The organism is Streptomyces coelicoflavus (assembly GCF_045041415.1).
Lineage (GTDB): Bacteria > Actinomycetota > Actinomycetes > Streptomycetales > Streptomycetaceae > Streptomyces > Streptomyces coelicoflavus.
The window spans coordinates 7114754-7134928 of sequence record NZ_CP108218.1 but is presented as its reverse complement, the minus strand read 5'-3'; the positions used below and the strand labels follow the sequence as shown (position 1 = coordinate 7134928).

The 20175-nt window shown below is 72.5% G+C and carries 20 protein-coding genes; 14 read left to right on the top strand and 6 right to left on the bottom strand.

Annotated features, from left to right (window positions below; genetic code table 11):
- Nucleotides 1–29: 29 nt before the first annotated feature.
- Both OHA99_RS32125 and OHA99_RS32120 read right to left on the bottom strand, forming a co-directional pair.
- On the bottom strand, nucleotides 30–992 hold the full coding sequence (locus OHA99_RS32125) for an NADPH:quinone oxidoreductase family protein (protein ID WP_282879858.1): 963 nt from the start codon (nucleotides 990–992) through the stop codon (nucleotides 30–32).
- A gap of 118 nt (nucleotides 993–1110) precedes the next feature.
- Entirely contained in the window at nucleotides 1111–1686 is a 576-nt protein-coding gene (locus tag OHA99_RS32120; RefSeq protein ID WP_153180954.1) for a helix-turn-helix domain-containing protein, read from the bottom strand.
- Nucleotides 1687–1763: 77 nt separating this feature from the next.
- Here OHA99_RS32120 and OHA99_RS32115 point away from each other — a divergent pair, with 77 nt between their 5' ends.
- The 8 genes from OHA99_RS32115 to OHA99_RS32080 all read left to right on the top strand — a co-directional run bounded on the left by OHA99_RS32115 (nucleotide 1764) and on the right by OHA99_RS32080 (nucleotide 9633).
- Nucleotides 1764–2729: an NAD(P)/FAD-dependent oxidoreductase gene (locus OHA99_RS32115; RefSeq protein WP_381501349.1), complete on the top strand. Its 966-nt coding sequence runs from the start codon at nucleotides 1764–1766 to the stop codon at nucleotides 2727–2729.
- A gap of 88 nt (nucleotides 2730–2817) precedes the next feature.
- Nucleotides 2818–4356, top strand: coding sequence for an ATP-dependent DNA ligase (locus OHA99_RS32110; protein WP_405698479.1), 1539 nt, complete (start codon nucleotides 2818–2820; stop codon nucleotides 4354–4356).
- The gene (locus OHA99_RS32105; protein ID WP_164385609.1) at nucleotides 4353–4814 is read left to right on the top strand and encodes an NUDIX domain-containing protein; all 462 of its coding nucleotides are present in this window, start codon (nucleotides 4353–4355) and stop codon (nucleotides 4812–4814) included. The genes OHA99_RS32110 and OHA99_RS32105 overlap by 4 nt, the downstream gene beginning before the upstream one ends.
- A 105-nt stretch (nucleotides 4815–4919) precedes the next feature.
- The gene (locus OHA99_RS32100; RefSeq protein ID WP_153180950.1) at nucleotides 4920–6305 is read left to right on the top strand and encodes an NADP-dependent succinic semialdehyde dehydrogenase; all 1386 of its coding nucleotides are present in this window, start codon (nucleotides 4920–4922) and stop codon (nucleotides 6303–6305) included.
- Between the two features lie 25 nt (nucleotides 6306–6330).
- Nucleotides 6331–6567 carry a DUF6213 family protein gene (locus OHA99_RS32095; protein ID WP_007388168.1) on the top strand — a complete coding sequence of 79 codons (237 nt, stop codon included), beginning with the start codon at nucleotides 6331–6333 and terminating at the stop codon, nucleotides 6565–6567.
- Between the two features lie 200 nt (nucleotides 6568–6767).
- Complete coding sequence (locus OHA99_RS32090; protein ID WP_153180949.1) at nucleotides 6768–7892, top strand: type III polyketide synthase; 1125 nt, start codon at nucleotides 6768–6770, stop codon at nucleotides 7890–7892.
- Nucleotides 7889–9103, top strand: coding sequence for a cytochrome P450 (locus OHA99_RS32085; protein WP_153180948.1), 1215 nt, complete (start codon nucleotides 7889–7891; stop codon nucleotides 9101–9103). Before OHA99_RS32090 ends, OHA99_RS32085 begins: the two co-directional genes overlap by 4 nt.
- The gene (locus OHA99_RS32080) at nucleotides 9100–9633 is read left to right on the top strand and encodes a cupin domain-containing protein (RefSeq protein WP_313895832.1); all 534 of its coding nucleotides are present in this window, start codon (nucleotides 9100–9102) and stop codon (nucleotides 9631–9633) included. Before OHA99_RS32085 ends, OHA99_RS32080 begins: the two co-directional genes overlap by 4 nt.
- On the opposite strand, the gene OHA99_RS32075 is transcribed toward OHA99_RS32080, so the two are convergent.
- Nucleotides 9630–10856 (bottom strand): acyl-CoA dehydrogenase family protein, encoded by a 1227-nt coding sequence (locus OHA99_RS32075; RefSeq protein ID WP_087810638.1) that lies wholly within the window; start codon nucleotides 10854–10856, stop codon nucleotides 9630–9632. The genes OHA99_RS32080 and OHA99_RS32075 overlap by 4 nt on opposite strands.
- A gap of 170 nt (nucleotides 10857–11026) precedes the next feature.
- Between OHA99_RS32075 and OHA99_RS32070 the strand changes: the two genes are divergently transcribed.
- A complete protein-coding gene (locus OHA99_RS32070; RefSeq protein WP_153180946.1) occupies nucleotides 11027–11683 on the top strand; it encodes a TetR family transcriptional regulator in 657 nt (218 codons plus the stop codon).
- Between the two features lie 37 nt (nucleotides 11684–11720).
- Here OHA99_RS32070 and def read toward each other — a convergent pair whose 3' ends face one another.
- The gene (gene def, locus OHA99_RS32065) at nucleotides 11721–12260 is read right to left on the bottom strand and encodes a peptide deformylase (RefSeq protein ID WP_405698478.1); all 540 of its coding nucleotides are present in this window, start codon (nucleotides 12258–12260) and stop codon (nucleotides 11721–11723) included.
- 179 nt (nucleotides 12261–12439) lie between these two features.
- Between def and OHA99_RS32060 the strand changes: the two genes are divergently transcribed.
- From OHA99_RS32060 to OHA99_RS32040, 5 genes are all read left to right on the top strand, one after another.
- Nucleotides 12440–13678 (top strand): MurT ligase domain-containing protein, encoded by a 1239-nt coding sequence (locus tag OHA99_RS32060; protein WP_153180944.1) that lies wholly within the window; start codon nucleotides 12440–12442, stop codon nucleotides 13676–13678.
- Between the two features lie 23 nt (nucleotides 13679–13701).
- A complete protein-coding gene (locus OHA99_RS32055; RefSeq protein WP_007388174.1) occupies nucleotides 13702–14430 on the top strand; it encodes a type 1 glutamine amidotransferase in 729 nt (242 codons plus the stop codon).
- Nucleotides 14431–14674: 244 nt separating this feature from the next.
- Nucleotides 14675–15700 (top strand): 6-phosphofructokinase, encoded by a 1026-nt coding sequence (locus tag OHA99_RS32050; RefSeq protein ID WP_153180943.1) that lies wholly within the window; start codon nucleotides 14675–14677, stop codon nucleotides 15698–15700.
- Nucleotides 15701–15920: 220 nt separating this feature from the next.
- A complete protein-coding gene (locus OHA99_RS32045; protein ID WP_164385607.1) occupies nucleotides 15921–16871 on the top strand; it encodes a cytochrome c oxidase assembly protein in 951 nt (316 codons plus the stop codon).
- Between the two features lie 43 nt (nucleotides 16872–16914).
- A complete protein-coding gene (locus tag OHA99_RS32040; protein ID WP_007388177.1) occupies nucleotides 16915–17085 on the top strand; it encodes a hypothetical protein in 171 nt (56 codons plus the stop codon).
- Nucleotides 17086–17124: 39 nt separating this feature from the next.
- Here OHA99_RS32040 and OHA99_RS32035 read toward each other — a convergent pair whose 3' ends face one another.
- Both OHA99_RS32035 and OHA99_RS32030 read right to left on the bottom strand, forming a co-directional pair.
- On the bottom strand, nucleotides 17125–18330 hold the full coding sequence (locus tag OHA99_RS32035; protein ID WP_194280337.1) for a sensor histidine kinase: 1206 nt from the start codon (nucleotides 18328–18330) through the stop codon (nucleotides 17125–17127).
- Between the two features lie 8 nt (nucleotides 18331–18338).
- Nucleotides 18339–20162, bottom strand: coding sequence for a cation acetate symporter (locus OHA99_RS32030; RefSeq protein ID WP_405698477.1), 1824 nt, complete (start codon nucleotides 20160–20162; stop codon nucleotides 18339–18341).
- Nucleotides 20163–20175: the final 13 nt, after the last annotated feature.

The following is a 20175-nucleotide window of genomic DNA, read 5'->3' as shown; positions in this document are numbered from 1 at the left end:
TCCAGCTTCTCCGGTCCTGTCTTGTCCGTTCATGCCTTCTCCGGTACGACGGCCACCCGGCCGGTCGTCCTGCCGTCGGCGACGCGCTGCACGGCGTCCGCCGCTCCGTCGAGCGGCACCCGCTCACTCACCAGCGGCTTGATCGCGCCGTCTGCCGCCAGCTCGGTGAGCTGCTCGTGGCAGTGCCGGACCAGGCCCGGGTCCTTGGTGTTGTACAGGCCCCAGTGCAGGCCGAGGATCGCGTAGTTCTTCACCAGCGCGTGGTTGAGTGCCGGGCTCGGGATCGTGCCGCTCGCGAAGCCGACGACGACGATCCGGCCCTCGAAGGCGACCACCTTGGCGGACTGAGCGTAAGCCTGGCCGCCGACCGGGTCGTAGATCACGTCGGCGCCCCGGCCTCCGGTGGCCTCCTTGACGGCGGCGACGACGTCCTCGCCGTGCCGGTCGACGACCACGTCGCAGCCCAGCTCGCGGGCGACGGCCGCCTTCTCCGGTCCGCCGACGACGCCGATCACGGTGGCGCCGGCGGCCTTGCCCAGCTGTACGGCGGCGCTGCCGACGCCTCCCGCGGCGGCGTGGACGAGCAGGGTCTCGCCGGCCTCGAGGCGGGCCCGGCGGTGCAGGCCGAACCAGCCGGTCTGGTAGCCGATGTGCAGGGCGGCGGCCTCGGCGTCGTCCAGGGCGTCCGGCGCGGGCAGCAGGGCGCGGGCGTCGGCGAGGGCGTACTCGGCGAAGCCGCCGTGCGGCAGCGAGGGGTTGGCGAGGACGCGGCGGCCGTCCTCGGTCTCGCCGCAGATCTCCACGCCGGGTGTGAACGGGAGCGGCGGCCTGACCTGGTACTGGCCCCGGCACAGCAGGGCGTCCGGGAAGTTGATGTTGGCGGCGCGGACCTTCAGCAGGACCTGGCCCTCGCCGGGTGTCGGGGGCGCCACGTCCCCGAGGCGCATCACCTCGCCCGGCTCGCCGTTCTCGTGCACCTGCCATGCCTGCATGCGGGGCCTCCACCGACTGCGTCGTCCGACCGGGTCCTTCGCATACTAAGCGGTCGCTTGCCGTGAGGGGAACAGCTTCCGCCCGGTCGCGCGTCACGATGGCCGTGGGTCGCGGCCGTCAGGACCGGGCGGGCCGGGCCCGTACGTGCATGCGCTCCCCCTGCGGGCCGAAGAGGCTGAGAAACTCGGCCGGCCCCTCCCCCGTCGACCCGAACCAGTGCGGCACCCGGGTGTCGAACTCCGCGGCCTCCCCCGCCGACAGCACCACGTCGTGCTCGCCGAGCACGAGCCGCAGCCGCCCGGAGAGGACGTAGAGCCACTCGTACCCCTCGTGGGTGCGCGGGTCCGGTTCCTCCTTGCGCTGGGGCTCCAGCACCTTGAACGCCTGGAGGCCGCCCGCCTGACGGGTCAGCGGCCAGTGCGTGCGGCCGTGCCGGACGATCGGTTCGGCACGCACCCGGGGGTCGCCGACCGGCGGGGCGCCGACCAGCTCGTCCAGCGGCACCTGGTGGGCCTGGGCGATCGGCAGCAGCAGTTCGAGGCTCGGTCTGCGCAGGCCCGATTCCAGCCGCGACAGGGTACTCACGGAGATACCGGTGGTCTCGGACAGCGCCGTCAGGGTCACCTCCCGCTCCTTGCGGAGCTGACGGAGCCTGGGGCCCACACCGGCGAGGACATCATCTGCGGTCGTCATGCGTTTATTGCAGTTCCGGCAAACCTGTTTGTCAATCCCGTACCGTCTGAGCGACCTTCTACGTGGAGGTGGTCACCATGACCCTGAACACGAACCCGAAGAACCTGAAGGACACGTCCGGGACGTACGACGTGGTGGTCGTCGGCGGTGGCGCGGCGGGGCTCTCCGCCGCGCTCGTCCTGGGCCGCTCACGGCTGCGCACCCTGGTCGTCGACGCCGGCGAGCCGCGCAACGCGCCCTCGGCCCACATGCAGGGGTACCTGACCCGGGACGGCATGTCCCCCGCCGAGTTCCTGGCCCTCGGCCGGGAGGAGATCGCGCGCTACGGCGTGGAGCTGGTCCGCGACCGTGCCGTGGACGTCTCCCGGGGCGAGGACTTCGCGGTGGAGCTGGCCGGCGGGGACACCGTGCACGCCCGCCGGCTGATCGTCACCACCGGGCTCAGGGACGAGCTGCCGGCCGTGCCCGGGGTCGCCGAGCGGTACGGCCGGGACGTGCTGCACTGCCCGTTCTGCCACGGCTGGGAGGTGCGGGACGAGCGCTTCGGCGTGCTGGCCACCAGCCCGCTCAGCGTGCACCAGGCCCTGATGGTGTCCGGCTGGTCGGACGACGTGACGCTCTTCCTGCACACGGTCGCCGAGCGTGAACTGTCCGACGACGACCTGCGGCGGCTCGCCGCGGCCGGGGTCAAGGTGGTGCCCGGGGAGGTCGCGGGTCTGCGGATCGAGGACGACCGGCTCACCGGGGTCCGGCTGGCGGACGGCACGGCGCACGACCGCACGGTGCTGTTCGTCGCCCCGAAGGCGGTCCCGCAGACCGGCCTGATGGAGCGGCTGGGGGCGGAGCTCCAGGAGACGCCGTTCGGCGCCTACCCCGTGGTGGACGCGACCGGCCGGACGACCGTGCCGGGCGTGTGGACCGCCGGCAACGCGCTGGGCTTCGCCGAGCAGGTCGTCCACGCGGCCAGTGGCGGCTACCGCGCGGCGGCGGCGATCGTCGGCGACCTGATCATGTCGGACCTGGACGCGGCCGTCGCGGAGTGAGTCCGCTCGCGGGCGTCCGGGAGGGCGTACGCGGGACCGCACGGCGCCGCGGGGTGTGCGCCCGCCCTCCGCAGTGCACCATGACTGCATGCTGCTTGCCCGGTTGGCCCAGGTGTCCCGGGAGGTCGCCGCCACGTCGGCGCGGTCCCGCAAGACCGTCCTGCTCGCGGAGCTGTTCCGCGAGGCGGAGGCGGCGGACGTGCCGGTCGTCATCCCGTACCTGGCGGGGCGGCTCCCGCAGGGCCGGATCGGCGTCGGCTGGAAGGTGCTGAGCCGCCGGGTCGCGCCCGCCGCCGGACCGACCCTGACCGTACGGGACGTCGACGCCCGGCTCACCCGGCTCGGCGCGGTGTCCGGCGCCGGGTCGCAGGCCGAGCGGGCCCGGCTGGTCGGCGAGCTGATGGGCGCCGCCACGGAGGACGAGCAGCGGTTCCTGATCGGCCTGCTCACCGGCGAGGTCCGCCAGGGCGCCCTGGACGCGGCCGCCGTCGAGGGCCTGGCCGCGGCGACGGAGGCGCCTCCGGCGGACGTGCGGCGCGCGGTGATGCTCGCGGGGTCGCTCCAGGCGGTGGCCGAGGCCCTCCTGGCCGACGGCCCCGGCGCCCTGGACCGCTTCCGGCTCACCGTCGGCCGGCCCGTGCTGCCGATGCTTGCGCACAGCGCGTCCTCGGTCGGCGAGGCGGTCGGCAAGCTGGGCGCCGCCGCCGTCGAGGAGAAGCTGGACGGCATCCGCGTCCAGGTGCACCGGGACGGCGGCACCGTACGGGTGTACACCCGCACCCTGGACGAGATCACCGGCCGGCTCCCCGAGGTCACCGAGGCGGCCCTGGCGCTGCCCGGTGAGCGGTTCATCCTGGACGGCGAGGCGATCTCCCTCGACGCGGACGGGCGCCCCCGCTCCTTCCAGGAGACCGCCGGCCGGGTCGGCTCCCGCACCGACGTGGCCACGGCGGCCCGGGCGGTCCCGGTCTCCGCGGTCTTCTTCGACGCGCTCTCCGTCGACGGCCGCGACCTGCTCGACCTGCCACTGACCGAGCGGCACGCGGAGCTGGCCCGGCTGGTGCCCGAGCCCCTGCGGGTACGGCGCACGCTGGTGCGCGGGCCCGAGGAGACCGGGACCGCGGAGGAGTTCCTCGCCGAGACGCTGGGGCGCGGGCACGAGGGCGTCGTCGTCAAGGGACTGGACGCCGCCTACAGCGCGGGCCGGCGCGGCGCGTCCTGGCTGAAGGTCAAGCCCGTCCACACCCTCGACCTGGTGGTGCTGGCCGCCGAGTGGGGCCACGGCCGCCGCACCGGCAGGCTCTCCAACCTCCACCTGGGCGCCCGCACCGCCGACGGCTCCTTCGCGATGCTCGGCAAGACCTTCAAGGGCATGACCGACGCCCTGCTGGCCTGGCAGACCGAGCGCCTGCGGGAACTGGCCGTCCAGGAGCACGGCTGGGGCGTGACCGTACGCCCCGAACTCGTCGTCGAGATCGCCTACGACGGTCTCCAGCGCTCCACCCGCTACCCGCCCGGCGTCACCCTCCGCTTCGCCCGGGTGGTCCGCTACCGCGAGGACAAGCGCCCCGAGGACGCGGACACCGTGGAGACCCTGCTGGCCGCCCACCCCGGGGTGGCCCCGTGAGGCGCAGCGCGGGTCTGCTGCTGCACCGGCGCGGTCCCGGCGGGGAGCTCCAGGTGCTCCTCGGCCACATGGGCGGCCCCTTCTACACCCGCCGGGACGCCGGGGCGTGGACCGTCCCCAAGGGCGAGTACGACCCGGCGGAACCGGCGTGGGAGGCGGCCCGGCGCGAGTTCGAGGAGGAGCTGGGGCTGCCGCCGCCCGAGGGCGGGGCCGTGCCGCTCGGGGAGGTGCGGCAGGCGGGCGGGAAGCTCGTGACGGTCTGGGCGGTCGAGGCCGACCTCGATCCGGCGGCCGTGGTTCCGGGCACCTTCACGATGGAGTGGCCGCCGAGGTCGGGACGGACCGGGGAGTTCCCCGAACTGGACCGGGTGGCGTGGTTCGCGCTGGACCGGGCCCGCGAGGTGATCGTGAAGGCGCAGACCGCGTTTCTCGACCGGCTGGCTGAGCACTCGCACTGACGAGACACCACCAGGAACCACGACGAACGACGCGGCCCGTCCACGTTGCGGGTCCCCGCGCCGCGCGCCAAGGTCGAAGCACGCATGCACCCAGGGAGGTCGGCCATGCCCATCGCGACGGTGAACCCGGCGAACGGCGAGACGCTCAGGACGTACGAGGCCATGGGCGAGGAGGAGATCGAGCGCCGGATCGAGCTCGCGGAGGCCACCTTCCGCACCTACCGGACCACGGGCTTCTACGAGCGGGCCGGGCTGATGCGCCGGGCCGCCGATCTCCTGGAGGCCGATCAGAAGGAGATCGGCAAGGTCATCACCACGGAGATGGGCAAGCCGGTCAAGCAGGCCCGCGCGGAGGCGGCCAAGTGCGCCAAGGCGATGCGCTGGTACGCCGACCACGCGGCGGAGCTGCTGGCCGACGAGGAGCCGGACGACGCCGACGTGAAGGACTCCGGCGCCTCCCGGGCGCTGGTCCGCTACCGGCCGCTGGGCCCGGTACTCGCGGTGATGCCGTGGAACTTCCCGCTCTGGCAGGTGATCAGGTTCGCGGCGCCCGCGCTGATGGCGGGCAACGTCGGGCTGCTCAAGCACGCCTCGAACGTGCCGCAGACCGCCCTCTACCTGGAGGACCTGTTCCACCGGGCGGGCTTCCCCGAGGGCTGCTTCCAGACCCTGCTCATCGGTTCCGCCCAGGTCGACGACGTCCTGCGCGACGAGCGGGTGCGGGCCGCCACCCTCACCGGCAGCGAGCCCGCGGGCCGCGCGGTGGCCTCCACCGCCGGGGAGATGATCAAGAAGACGGTGCTCGAGCTGGGCGGCAGCGACCCGTTCGTCGTCATGCCGTCCGCCGACGTGGACCGCGCCGCCGAGGTCGCGGTGACCGCGCGCACGCAGAACGCCGGGCAGTCGTGCATCGCCGCCAAGCGGTTCATCGTGCACACGGACGTGTACGACGCCTTCGCCGAGCGCTTCACCGAGGGCATGAGGGCGCTGAGGGTCGGCGACCCGATGGACGAGGAGACCGAGGTCGGCCCGCTCTCCAGCGAGCAGGGACTCAACGACGTGGTGGAGCTGGTCGACGACGCGGTACGCGGCGGCGCGACGGTACTGTGCGGCGGCGAACGGCCCGACGGGCCCGGCTGGTACTACCCGCCGACCGTCCTGGCGGACGTCACCCGCGACCTGCGGATCCACCGCGAGGAGGCCTTCGGGCCGGTCGCCACGCTCTACCGGGCGGCCGACCTGGACGAGGCGGTGCTGATCGCCAACGACACGGACTTCGGGCTCAGTTCCAACGTGTGGACGCGCGACGACGCCGACGTGGACCGGTTCGTCCGGGACCTGGAGGCGGGCGGCGTGTACGTCAACGGGATGACGGCGTCCCACCCGGCGTTCCCGTTCGGCGGGGTCAAGCGGTCGGGCTACGGGCGTGAGCTGTCCGGGCACGGAATCCGCGAGTTCTGCAACATCACCACCGTATGGCACGGAGCGTGAGCCTTCCGCGACTACGATCCCCTTTGTGAACCGCGAAGTGACCCTGCCTCTGATCGTCGACGACCGCGGCACGCTCCAGGTCGCCGCGTCCGACGTGAGCAAGCTGCTGCGCACGGTCGGCGGGCGGTGGCTGCGGCTGGTGGAGACCGGCGAGGAGAGTCTGGACGAGGACACCGTCGCGGCCCTCACCATCGAGCTGGCCAAGCTGGCCGACCGGATCGACGTGGCGTGCATCGCCCACAGCAGCGGCCGCTCCTCCTGACGCCTGCCCGGTACGACGCCTCCCCCGGACGACGCCTGCCCGGGACGCGCCTTCCCCGGCACGGTTCCTTCCCCGAGACGGAGTAACCCGGCGAGAGATCGCCGCCCGGGTGGGTGATCGTGGACGGGCACCCCTGAAAGGTGCGGCACTTTCCGGCCGGGGGGCGCAAGCCTTCCGCGAGGCGAAAGCAGGCACGGTTCATGGCGACTTTGTGCAGACCCTCGGTGTCCGTCCCGGAGCACGTGATCACGATGGAGGAGACGCTGGAGCTGGCGCGCCGGCGTCACACCGACCATCCTCAACTGCCGCTCGCGCTCCGGCTGATAGAGAACACCGGGGTCCGCACCCGGCACATCGTGCAGCCCATCGAGGAGACGCTGAAGCACCCCGGCTTCGAGGACCGCAACAAGGTCTACGAGCGGGAGGCGAAGTCCCGCGTCCCGGCCGTGGTCCAGCGGGCCCTCGACGACGCGGAGCTGCTCACCACCGACATCGACGTGATCATCTACGTCTCGTGCACGGGCTTCATGATGCCCTCGCTCACGGCGTGGCTGATCAACGAGATGGGCTTCGACGCCACCACGCGGCAGATACCCATCGCCCAGCTGGGCTGTGCGGCCGGCGGTGCGGCGATCAACCGGGCCCACGACTTCTGCACCGCGTACCCCGACGCCAACGCGCTGATCGTGGCCTGCGAGTTCTGCTCGCTGTGCTACCAGCCCACCGACCTCGGGGTGGGCTCCCTGCTCTGCAACGGCCTCTTCGGCGACGGCATCGCCGCCGCGGTGGTCCGCGGCCAAGGGGGCACGGGAGTGCGCCTGGAGCGCAACGGCTCGTACCTGATCCCCAAGACCGAAGAGTGGATCATGTACGACGTGAAGGCGACCGGTTTCCACTTCCTGCTGGACAAGCGGGTGCCGGCCACCATGGAACCGCTTGCGCCGGCGCTCAAGCAGCTGGCGGGCGAGCACGGCTGGGACGCCGCCGACCTGGACTTCTACATCGTGCACGCGGGCGGCCCCCGGATCCTCGACGACCTCAGCAAGTTCCTCCAGGTCGACCCGCACGCGTTCCGGTTCAGCCGGTCCACGCTCACCGAGTACGGCAACATCGCCAGCGCCGTCGTCCTGGACGCGCTGCGCAGGCTCTTCGACGAAGGCGGGGTCGAGGAGGGGGCACGTGGGCTGCTGGCCGGTTTCGGTCCCGGCATCACCGCGGAGATGTCCGTGGGCTGCTGGCAGACGGCGGACGTGCGGCGCAACGTGCGGCAGGACCTGACGCGGGACGTGTCCCGGGATGTGACGCGGAGTGTGAGGCAGACGTGAGCGAAGAAACGATTTCCCAGAGCGTGCCGCCCGTACGGGACTGGCCGGCCGTCGACCTGCCGGGCAGCGACTTCGACCCGGTGCTCACCGAGTTGATGCGGGAGGGCCCCGTCACCCGGATCTCGCTGCCCAACGGCGAGGGCTGGGCCTGGCTGGTGACCCGCCACGACGACGTGCGCCTGGTCACCAACGACCCGCGGTTCGGCCGCGAGGCCGTCATGGACCGGCAGGTCACCCGGCTGGCCCCGCACTTCATCCCGGCGCGCGGCGCGGTCGGCTTCCTCGACCCGCCGGACCACACCCGGCTGCGCCGCTCGGTGGCCGCCGCCTTCACCGCGCGGGGCGTGGAGCGGGTGCGCGAGCGGTCCCGCGGCATGCTCGACGAACTGGTCGACGCCATGCTGAAGGCCGGTCCGCCCGCCGACCTCACCGAGGCGGTGCTGAGCCCCTTCCCCATCGCGGTGATCTGCGAGCTGATGGGGGTGCCGGCCACCGACCGGCACGCCATGCACACCTGGACCCAGCTCATCCTGTCCTCCTCGCACGGCGCCGAGGTCAGCGAGCGGGCCAAGAACGACATGAACACCTACTTCTCGGATCTCATCGGGCTCCGGTCGGACAGCACCGGCGAGGACGTCACCTCGCTGCTGGGTGCCGCCGTGGGCCGGGACGAGATCACCCTGGCCGAGGCGGTGGGGCTCGCGGTCCTGCTCCAGATCGGCGGCGAGGCGGTCACCAACAACAGCGGGCAGATGTTCCACCTGCTGCTGAGCCGGCCCGAACTGGCCGAACGCCTGCGTTCCGAACCGGAGATCCGTCCCCGGGCCATCGACGAGCTGCTGCGCTGGATCCCCCACCGCAACGCCGTCGGGCTCTCCCGGATCGCCCTGGAGGACGTGGACGTCAAGGGCGTGCGGATCCGGGCGGGCGACGCGGTCTACGTGTCCTACCTGGCCGCCAACCGCGACCCGGAGGTCTTCCCCGACCCGGACACCGTCGACTTCGAGCGCTCCCCCAACCCGCACGTGTCCTTCGGCTTCGGCCCGCACTACTGCCCGGGCGGCATGCTGGCCCGGCTGGAGTCGGAGCTGCTGGTCGACGCGGTCCTGGACCGGGTGCCGGGGCTGAAGCTCGCGGTGGCGCCCGAGGAGGTGCCCTTCAAGAAGGGCGCGCTGATCCGCGGGCCCGAGGCCCTGCCGGTGACCTGGTGAGCGGCCTGGTGGCGGCGGCCGAGGGCCTGCTGGTGCCGCCGGGCCAGGGCCGGGTGGTGCAGGCGCCGGCCCAGCACGTGACCTTCAAGGTGACCGGTTCGCACTCGCGGATGGCGTCCACCTTCGAGGTGATCGTGCCGCCGGGGTTCGACGTCGGCGCGCACGTGCACACCCGCAGCGAGGAGCTGTTCTACGTGCTCGAGGGCGAGCTGGACGTGCTCGCCTTCGAGCCGAGGATCCGCACCCCCGACAACTGGCGCACGTGGGAGTCGCCCTCGGGCAACCGGGTGGTGCGCGCCACCCCGGGCACGGTCATCGTCGTGCCCCCCGGCTGCCCGCACGCCTTCGCCAACCCGACGGGCGAGCCGGCCAAGATGTTCTTCCAGGCCAGCCCGCCCCCGGACCACGAACGCTACTTCGAGGAACTCCTGGAGATCCTGGGCGACGGGGGCCCACCGGACCACGAGGCGATCGAGGCGCTGCGGGCGAAGTACGACATCGAGCAGCTCACGCCGCTGCGACACGGTTAGCGGATCGGCATCCCCGCCAGCGTCCGCGCAATGACCAACCGCTGGATCTCACTCGTGCCCTCGAAGATCGTGTAGATCGCGGAGTCCCGGTGCATCCGCTCCACCGGGTACTCCCGCGTGTAGCCGTTGCCGCCCAGGATCTGGATCGCCTGGGCGGTCACCTTCTTCGCGGTCTCGCTCGCGAACAGCTTGGACATCGAGCCCTCGGCCGCCGTGAACGGCTTGCCGTTGATCGCCATCCAGGACGCCCGCCACACCAGCAGCCGGGCCGCGTCGATGGACGTCCGCATGTCGGCCAGCTGGAAGGCGACGCCCTGGTTGTCGATGATGGGACGTCCGAACTGCTCACGGGTCTGCGCGTACTCCAGCGCGACCTCGTACGCGGCCCGGGCCGTGCCCACCGCCATCGCGCCGACCGCCGGGCGGGACGCCTCGAAGGTGGCCATCGCCGCGTTCTTCACGCGCTCCCCGCCCTTCTTGGCCTTCTCCCGGGCGCGGGCCAGGCGGGCGTCCAGCTTCTCCTTGCCGCCGAGCAGGCAGGAGCCGGGGACCCGCACGTTGTCGAGGACGACCTCGGCGGTGTGCGAGGCGCGGATGCCGTGCTTCTTGAACTTCTGGCCCTGGGACAGCCCCGGCGTGCTCGGCGGGACGATGAAGGAGGCGTGGCCCTTGGAGCCGAGGTCCGGGTCGACGACCGCGACGACGACGTGGACGTTGGCGATGCCGCCGTTGGTCGCCCAGGTCTTGGTGCCGTTGAGCACCCACTCGTCCTTGGCCTCGTCGTACACGGCACGCGTGCGCATGGAGGCCACGTCGGAGCCGGCGTCGGGCTCGGAGGAGCAGAAGGCGGCGACCTTGACGTCGTTGGCGTCGCCGTACATCTGGGGGATCCAGGTGCCGATCTGCTCCTCGGTGCCGTTGGCGAGGACGCCGACGGCGGCGAGGCCGGTGCCGACGATCGACAGGGCGATGCCCGCGTCGCCCCAGAACAGCTCCTCCATCGCCATGGGGATGCCGAGGCCGGTGGAGTCGAAGTACTGCTGGGCGTAGAAGTCCAGGGAGTAGATGCCGACCTTGGCGGCCTCCTGGATGACCGGCCAGGGGGTCTCCTCGCGCTCGTCCCATTCGGCGGCCGCGGGGCGGATGACGTCGGCGGCGAAGCCGTGCAGCCAGTCCCGGACCTCCTTCTGTTCGTCGCTCAGCTCCATGGTGAACTCGGCCATGTCCCCTCCAGTGACGCCCGTGCATGTTACTTGCGGTAACCCCGAGTCTGTTACCGACGGGTAGGAAAAGTCAACTCCCAGGACCCTCTCGCCCTCCCGTTCGATGGCCCCGGTCCCGTGAGTGTTAGTTTGCGCAGGCGTCACCGAAACAGCACGGGTGGGGAGAGCACATGAACACCACACAGCGGGCCGATCCGCAGACGTCCGCCGACCGCAGACGGCGCGAGCTGCTCGAGGCCGCCGACCGGGTGGTGCTGCGCGACGGTCCGCATGCCTCGATGAACGCCATCGCCGCGGAGGCCGGCATCACCAAACCCATCCTGTACCGCCACTTCGGCGACAAGGGCGGACTCTACGCCGCCCTCGCCGTCCGGCACACGGACGCCCTCCTCGCCTCGCTGCGGGCCGCCCTGGACGCCCCGGCGGAGCGGCGACAGCGCGTCGAGGCCACCCTGGACACCTATCTGGCGGCCATCGAGGCCCGCCCGCAGGTGTACCGCTTCCTGATGCATCCGGCGGACGGCGGCACCGCACCGGGCGACCAGTCCGAGCAGGGCTTCGACGTCGGCAGGCACTCGGCGCCGCTGCTGCGCCGCATGGGCGAGGAGCTGGCCCAGGTCATCGAGGAGCGCCTCGACGTCGGACCGGGCACCCAGCAGCTGGCCCGCGTGTGGGGGCACGGGATCGTCGGCATGATGCACGCCGCCGGGGACTGGTGGCTGGGCGAACGGCCCTGCCCTCGCGAGGAGTTGGTGCGCACCCTGGCCGACCTGCTGTGGGGCCGCCTCGCCGAGGCCGGGGACAAGGCGGGCGGCCCCGGGTTCTGACCTCCGGCCTCCCCCGGTCCGTCGTCGGTGCGGGCGCTCAGCGGCGCCAGGACGCCCGCGCCACCTGCCGCATCAGCTTCCGGTGGCGACGCCCGGTCAGGCGGTCGGCGTAGACCCGCCCCTCCAGGTGGTCGCACTCGTGCTGGAGGCACCGCGCGAAGAACCCGGTCCCGCGCACGGTGACCGGCTCTCCGGTCACCGTGCAGCCCGTCACCACCGCCTCGTCGTGCCGCTCGGTGCCCGCCTCCAGACCCGGCAGCGACAGACAGCCCTCGGGACCGCTCACCACCACCCCGCCGGTCTCCACCAGCCGGGGGTTCACCACGTGCCCGAGGTGCCGCTCCTCCTCGTCGTCCGGACAGTCGTACACGAAGACGCGCACCGCCTCGCCGATCTGGTTCGCGGCCAGACCCACGCCGTGGGCGGCGTACATGGTCGCGAACAAGTCCTCCACGAGCGCCGCGAGTTCCGGGCCGAAGTCCGTCACCTCCGCGCAGGGGGCGTGCAGGACGGGGTCGCCGAGGAGGCCGAGGGGACGGACGCGCCCGTGGGCGCCCGGGATGGAGCCTTGTCGCATGGCGGTCAGAGTAAGGTCCCTGTGTCCCCCGGCGGCACGCGCCCACCGCCGGAACCCGGTGGCCGGTGCCGCGATTCGGGAGTGCGAATGGATCTCGATAGGCTGAGGTCCACACCACGTGGCCGTCAGGCTTCACAGGCTTCAGGCGCGGCGCGTACGGCAAGGAGGATCGAGAACTGATGGCAGGCAACTCGGACCCGCTCACGCCGCGGGCCAAGATCGCCGTGACCGCGGGCAAGGCGGTCGCGGCGGCGTCGCGCGCCGCGGGGCGCGGCAGCGGTTCGGTGATCGGCGGCCGGGTCGCGCTGAAACTCGACCCCGACCTCCTTCACCGGCTCGCCGGGCACCTGGACGTGACCCTCGTCTCGGCGACCAACGGCAAGACCACCACCACCCGGCTCATCGCCGAGGCGCTCAAGGCGGCAGGACCGGTCGTCTCCAACGCGCTCGGCGCCAACATGCCGGCCGGCATCACCTCGGCGCTCGCCGGTGGCGCGGAGGCCCGCTACGGGGTGATCGAGGTCGACGAGAAGTACCTCGTCGGCGTCGCCCAGGCCACCGACCCGAAGTGCATCGCGCTGCTCAACCTCTCCCGCGACCAGCTGGACCGCGCCGCCGAGACCCGCATGCTCGCCGAGAACTGGCGCGAGGGCCTGGCCGGCTCCAAGGCCGTGGTCGTCGCCAACGCCGACGACCCGCTGGTGGTGTGGGCGGCCTCCTCCTCCCCCAACGTGATCTGGGTCGCCGCCGGGCAGATGTGGAAGGACGACGCCTGGTCCTGCCCGTCCTGCGGCGGCGTGATGCAGCGCCCCGGCGACGACTGGTTCTGCGGCGAGTGCGGCTTCCGCCGTCCCACGCCGAGCTGGGCCCTGTCCGGCGACCACGTCCTCGACCCGCACGGCTCCGCCTGGCCCATCCACCTTCAGCTGCCGGGCCGCGCCAACAAGGCCAACGCCGCCTCCTCGGCCGCCGTCGCCGCCGTCTTCGGGGTGCCGCCCCAGGTCGCCCTGGAGCGCATGTACCAGGTGCAGGCGGTCGCCGGACGCTACGACGTCGTCCAGTTCCAGGGCCGCGACCTGCGCCTGCTGCTCGCCAAGAACCCGGCGGGCTGGCTGGAGACCTTCTCCCTGATCGACCCGCCGCCGGCCCCGGTGATCCTCTCGGTGAACGCGCGCGGCGCCGACGGCACCGACACCTCCTGGCTGTGGGACGTGGACTACACCCGGCTGTCCGGCCACCCGATCTGCGTGGTCGGCGACCGCAAGCTGGACCTCGCGGTCCGCCTGGAGGTCGCGAACCAGCAGTTCCAGGTGTGCGAGGACCTCGACCAGGCGGTGCAGCTCTGTCCGCCCGGCCGCGTCGAGGTCATCGCGAACTACACCGCCTTCCAGGACCTGCGCCGCCGCGTCGGCAACTGACCGCGAGACTTCAGGGGATTTTCGTGAGCGACAACCAACTGCGGATCGTCTGGATCTACCCGGACCTGCTCAGCACCTACGGCGACCAGGGCAACGCCCTCGTCGTGGAGCGCCGGGCCCGCCAGCGCGGCCTCGACGTGGCCCGGCTGGACGTGCGCAGCGACCAGCCGATCCCGACCTCCGGCGACATCTATCTGATCGGCGGCGGCGAGGACCGGCCGCAGCGGCTCGCGGCCGAGCGGCTGCGGCGGGACGGCGGACTCAACCGGGCGGTGGAGAACGGCGCGATCGTGTTCTCCGTCTGCGCCGGCTACCAGATCCTGGGCCACGAGTTCATCAACGACCTCGGCCAGCGCGAGCCCGGCCTCGGGCTGCTCGACGTGGTCTCCACCCGCGGCGAGGGCGCCCGGTGCGTCGGCGACGTCCTCGGTGACATCGACCCGCGCCTCGGCCTGCCCCCGCTGACCGGCTTCGAGAACCACCAGGGCGTCACCCACGTCGGGCCCAGCGCCCGTCCGCTCGCCCAGGTCCGCTTCGGCAACGGCAACGGCACGGGGGACGGCACGGAGGGCGCGTACAACGACACGGTCTTCGGTACGTACATGCACGGCCCGGTGCTGGCCCGGAACCCGCTGATCGCGGACCTGCTGCTCAAGCTGGCCCTCGACGTGAACGCGCTGCCGCCGACCGACGACCGCTGGTACGAGGCGCTCCGCAACGAGCGCATCGCGGCTGCGCAGCAGCCTGCGTAGTCACAGTTGCGCAGCAGCCTGCGTAGTCACAGTTGCGCAGCAGCCTGCGTAGTCACAGCCGCGCAGCAGCCTGCGTGAGGCTCGTCCCGGTGGCCCGTCTGATGACGCATCCGCACAGGTGAGCGGGTGCGTCCAGTAGGCGGACGCGTGGTTCGGCCCCGCCCCCCGGTACCGCTAGGGTGGCGGGGATCGAGCCGGACAGCGCGGTCCGGACCCGTGCCACGTTGAGAAGGTATTTCGGGCTATGCGCATTGGTGTCCTCACGTCCGGCGGCGACTGCCCCGGCCTGAACGCCGTCATCCGGTCCGTCGTGCACCGTGCCGTCGTCGACCACGGCGACGAGGTCATCGGTTTCCGGGACGGCTGGAAGGGCCTCCTGGAGTGCGACTACCTCAAGCTCGACCTCGACGCGGTCGGCGGCATCCTGGCCCGCGGCGGCACCATCCTCGGCTCCTCCCGGGTCCGTCCCGAGCACCTGCGGGACGGCGTCGAGCGGGCCCGCGGCCACGTCGAGGAACTCGGCCTCGACGCGATCATCCCGATCGGCGGCGAGGGCACCCTGAAGGCGGCCCGGCTGCTGTCGGACAACGGCCTGCCGATCGTGGGCGTGCCGAAGACCATCGACAACGACATAGCGGTCACCGACGTGACCTTCGGTTTCGACACCGCGGTGACCGTCGCCACCGAGGCCCTGGACCGGCTGAAGACCACCGCCGAGTCCCACCAGCGGGTGCTGATCGTCGAGGTCATGGGCCGGCACACCGGCTGGATCGCGCTGCACTCCGGCATGGCGGCCGGCGCGCACGCCGTCGTCGTACCGGAGCGGCCCTTCGACATCGACGAGCTGACCGCGAAGGTCGGCGCGCGTTTCTCCGCGGGCAAGCGGTTCGCGATCGTGGTGGCGGCGGAGGGTGCCAAGCCGAAGGCGGGCACCATGGACTTCGACGAGGGCGGCAAGGACGTCTACGGCCACGAGCGCTTCGCCGGGATCGCCCGCCAGCTCTCCATCGAGCTGGAGGAACGGCTCGGCAAGGAGGCCCGGCCGGTGATACTCGGGCACGTCCAGCGCGGCGGCACGCCGACGGCGTACGACCGGGTGCTGGCGACGCGGTTCGGGTGGCACGCGGTGGAGGCGGTGCACCGTGGGGAGTTCGGGATGATGACGGCGCTGCGCGGGACGGACATCGAGATGGTGTCGCTCGCCGACGCGGTGGAGTCCCTGAAGACGGTGCCGGACGCGCGGTACGCGGAGGCGGAGTGTGTTCTCTGACCTGCCGGTCAGAGCTCGGGCCTTGAGGTGATTCGCGGTCTGCGGGCCGTTTGTGGCTTGTCGCGCCCACGCGGCGGAGCCGCAGATTGATACAGCCCCGCGCCCCTTCAGGGCGCGTTTCACCGCCCCCGGTCGCAGATGTCGCCGGGGGCGGTTCTACGCTTGCTTCGGACAAGCGGTGTTCAACCGCGCTCAACCCCCATGAAACAGGAGCGGGCGGATGGATCACGGCGGGCACGGCATGACGATGGATCTGCCGCCGTTCACGCTGGGGCGGGGGCTCGCCTGGTCGGCGGACCCCTTCTTCCTCGTCGCCTGTCTCCTGGGACTGGCGCTGTACGGCTGGGGCGTCGTCCGCCTGGTGCGGCGCGGCGACAAGTGGCCGGTCGGCCGGACCGTGGCCTTCGTGTCCGGTGTGCTGAGCGTCGCCCTGATGATGTGCACCAAGCTGAACGACTACGGCATGGTCATGTTCAGCGTGCACATGGTGCAGCACATGGTGATCAGCATGGTGTCGCCGATCCTGCTGCTGCTCGGCGCCCCCATCACGCTGGCGCTGCGTGCGCTGCCCCCGGCGGGCCGTGGCCGCAAGGGCCTCCGTGAGCTGCTGCTGATGCTGCTGCACAGCCGCTACATGCGGATCATCACGCACCCGGCGTTCACCATCCCGCTGTTCATCGCGAGCCTGTACGCGCTGTACTTCACGCCCCTCTTCGACACGCTGATGAGCTCCCAGGCCGGGCACATCGGGATGATGGTGCACTTCCTCGCCGTCGGCGTGGTGTTCTTCTGGCCGATCATGGGCGTGGACCCGGGCCCGCACCGGCCGGGCTACCTGATGCGGATGCTGGAGCTGTTCGCGGGCATGCCGTTCCACGCGTTCTTCGGCATCGCGCTGATGATGGCCTCCTCTCCGATGGTCGAGACGTTCAAGAACCCGCCCGCCTCGCTCGGCATCGACGCCCTCTCCGACCAGAACGCGGCCGGTGGCATCGCCTGGGCGTTCAGCGAGGTCCCGTCCGTCCTCGTGCTGCTCGCGCTGCTGTTCCAGTGGTACGCCTCGGAGGAGCGCCAGGCCCGGCGCAGCGACCGGGCCGCCGACCGCGACGGGGACAAGGAGCTCGCGGCCTACAACGCCTATCTGGCCTCACTGAACACACGCGGCGGCTGAACGGGGCACCATGGAGGGCAACGGACACGAGGAGGGTGTTGCGATGCCCGGTTCCACGGACAGTTCGACGAAGACGATGGGGGCGTTCACCATCGGAGGCCTGGTCGCGGTGACGGCCTACACGGTGGCACTCGGGAGCAACGGCTGGTTGTGGTTCGGCTGGGTCGTGCTCGGTCTGATCACCCTGGGGCTGGTGGCCACCCGCAGTGCCTGAGCCCCCGCGCGGGGCACCTGCGTCACTCGGCGGGCCGGCTCAGTCACGACCGAGCCGGCCCGCCGAGTGCACACCCGGCTGGTACTTCGGCAGCCGGACCGTGATCTTCATGCCCGCGCCGACGGCCGTCTCGATGACGAGGCCGTGGTCGTCTCCGTAGACCTGCCGGAGACGGTCGTCGACGTTGGACAGTCCGATGCCGCCCGACGGGCTGACCTCGCGCGCGAGGATGCGGCGCAGCAGGTCCGGGTCCATGCCGGCACCGTCGTCCTCGATGACGACCAGGGCCTCGGCGCCCGCGTCCTGGGCGGTGATCTGGATGCGGCACCGGTCGGACTTGCCCTCCAGGCCGTGCTTGACGGCGTTCTCGACGAGCGGCTGGAGGCAGAGGAAGGGCAGCGCGACCGGCAGCACCTCGGGGGCGACCTGGAGGGTGACGGCGAGGCGGTCGCCGAAGCGGGCCCGTACCAGCGCCAGGTAGTGGTCGATGGCGTGCAGCTCGTCGGCGAGGGTGGTGAAGTCGCCGTGCCTGCGGAACGAGTAGCGGGTGAAGTCGGCGAACTCCAGCAGCAGCTCGCGGGCACGCTCGGGGTCGGTGCGCACGAAGGACGCGATCACCGCGAGCGAGTTGAAGATGAAGTGCGGGGAGATCTGCGCGCGCAGCGCCTTGATCTCGGCCTCGATGAGGCGGGTGCGGGACTGGTCGAGGTCGGCCAGCTCCAGCTGCACGGAGACCCAGCGGGCCACCTCCCCGGCCGCACGGACCAGGACGGCGGACTCGCGGGGCGCGCAGGCGACGAGGGCGCCGTGCACCCGGTCGTCCACGGTCAGCGGGGCGACGACGGCCCAGCGCACCGTGCAGTCCGGGGTGTCGCAGGTGAGCCGGAAGGCCTCGCCGCGGCCGGTCTCCAGCGGTCCGGCGAGTCGTTCCATGATCTCGGCGCGGTGGTGGGTGCCCACACCGTCCCAGACCAGGACCTCCTCGAGGTCGGTCAGGCACAGCGCGTCCGTGCCGAGCAGAGAGCGCAGCTTGCGGGCCGACTTCCCCGCGGTCTCCTCGGTCAGGCCCGCCCGCAGCGGGGGTGTGGCCAGCGAGGCGGTGTGCAGGGTCTGGAAGGTGGCGTGCTCGACCGGGGTGCCCAGGCCGCCGAGGTGCTGCGGGCGGGCCGTGCGCCGCCCCAGCCAGAAGCCGGTGGCCAGCAGCGGGAGCAGGGCGACGGCGAGGCCCGCCAGGAAACCGGCCACGGAGCCGCTCATCGCGTCGTCTCCTCTCGCCGCCCGGCCCCGGCCTGCGGATCGCCCGTACGGGGGTCCTCCGTGCGCGGTTGTTGCGCGCGCAGGCCCTTCGTACGCGGTTCTTCCGCGCGCAGATCCTCCGTGCCCAGCTCCTCCGGCAGGTGGAAACGGGCCAGGATCGCCGCCGTCCCCGCCGGGACCCGGCCCGGGGTGGCGAGGGAGACCAGCACCATCGTGAGGAAGCCCAGCGGCACCGACCACAGGGCGGGCCAGGCCAGCAGCGCGTGCAGCGCCCCGCCCCCGCCGGGGAGGCCGCCCATCGTGGCGGCGACGGCGAGCAGGGCGGAGCCGCCGCCCACCAGCATCCCGGCGGCCGCGCCGGGCGGGGTCAGCCGGCGCCACCAGATGCCGAGGACGAGCAGCGGGCAGAACGAGGAGGCGGACACGGCGAAGGCGAGGCCGACGGCGTCGGCGACCGGCAGCCCGCCGACCAGCGCGCTCGCCGCCAGCGGCACGGCCATGGCGAGCAGGGTGCCCAGCCGGAAGTGCGGCACGGCGCGGGACGGCAGCACGTCCTGCGTGAGCACGCCCGCGACGGCCATGGTGAGGCCCGACGCGGTGGACAGGAACGCGGCGAAGGCGCCGCCCGCGACCAGCGCGCCGAGCAGGTCGCCGCCCACTCCCCCGATCACCCGGTCGGGCAGCAGCAGGACCGCGGCGTCGGCCTGCCCGGTGACGGTCAGCTCGGGGGCGTAGAGGCGGCCGAGGGCGCCGTAGAGGGGCGGCAGCAGGTAGAAGGCGCCGATGAGGCCGAGCACGGCGACGGTGGTGCGGCGGGCGGCCACGCCGGTCGGGCTGGTGTAGAAGCGGACCACGACGTGCGGCAGGCCCATGGTGCCCAGGAACGTGGCCAGGATCAGGCCGTACGTGGCGTACAGCGGGCGTTCCGCGCGGCTCTCGGCCCGGGAGGGCGACAGGGCGTCGTCGGCGCCGCGTCCGGCGGCCGGGACGGGGGTGTCCGCGGCGAAGGTGAGGCGGGTGCCGGCCTCGATGCGGTGGGTGCCGGCGGGCAGGGCGACGCGGGCGCCCTCGCGGGCGCGGCCGTCCACGGTGCCGTCGACGGTGACCGTCAGCGGCTCCTCGAGCTTGAGGGTGAGGGTGTCGTCGACGCGGACCGACCGCTGCTCGCGGAAGGTGGCGGGCTCCTCGAAGGGGCGGCCGGGGGCGCCGTCGCCCTGCCAGGCCAGCACCAGGAAGAGGGCGGGAACCAGCAGGGCGGTGAGTTTGAGCCAGAACTGGAAGGCCTGGACGAAGGTGATGCTGCGCATGCCGCCGGCGGCGACGATGGCGGTGACGACGACGGCGACGATCACCCCGCCCAGCCAGTCGGGCGCCCCGCTGAGCACGGTCAGCGTCAGTCCGGCGCCCTGGAGCTGGGGCAGCAGGTACAGCCAGCCGACCCCGACGACGAAGGCCCCGGCGAGCCGCCGCACCCCCTGGGAGGCGAGCCGGGCCTCGGCGAAGTCGGGCAGCGTGTAGGCCCCCGAGCGGCGCAGCGGGGCGGCGACGAAGAGCAGCAGGACGAGGTACCCGGCGGTGTAGCCGACCGGGTACCAGAGCATGTCGGGCCCCTGGACGAGGACCAGTCCCGCAATGCCGAGGAAGGAGGCGGCGGAGAGGTACTCGCCGCTGATGGCGGCGGCGTTGAGGCGGGGGCCGACGGTGCGGGAGGCGACGTAGAAGTCGGAGGTGGTCCGGGAGATGCGCAGGCCGAAGGCGCCGACGAGGACGGTGGCGACGACCACGAGGGCGACGGCGGGTATGGCGTAGCTGGAGTTCACGGCGCCTTCACGG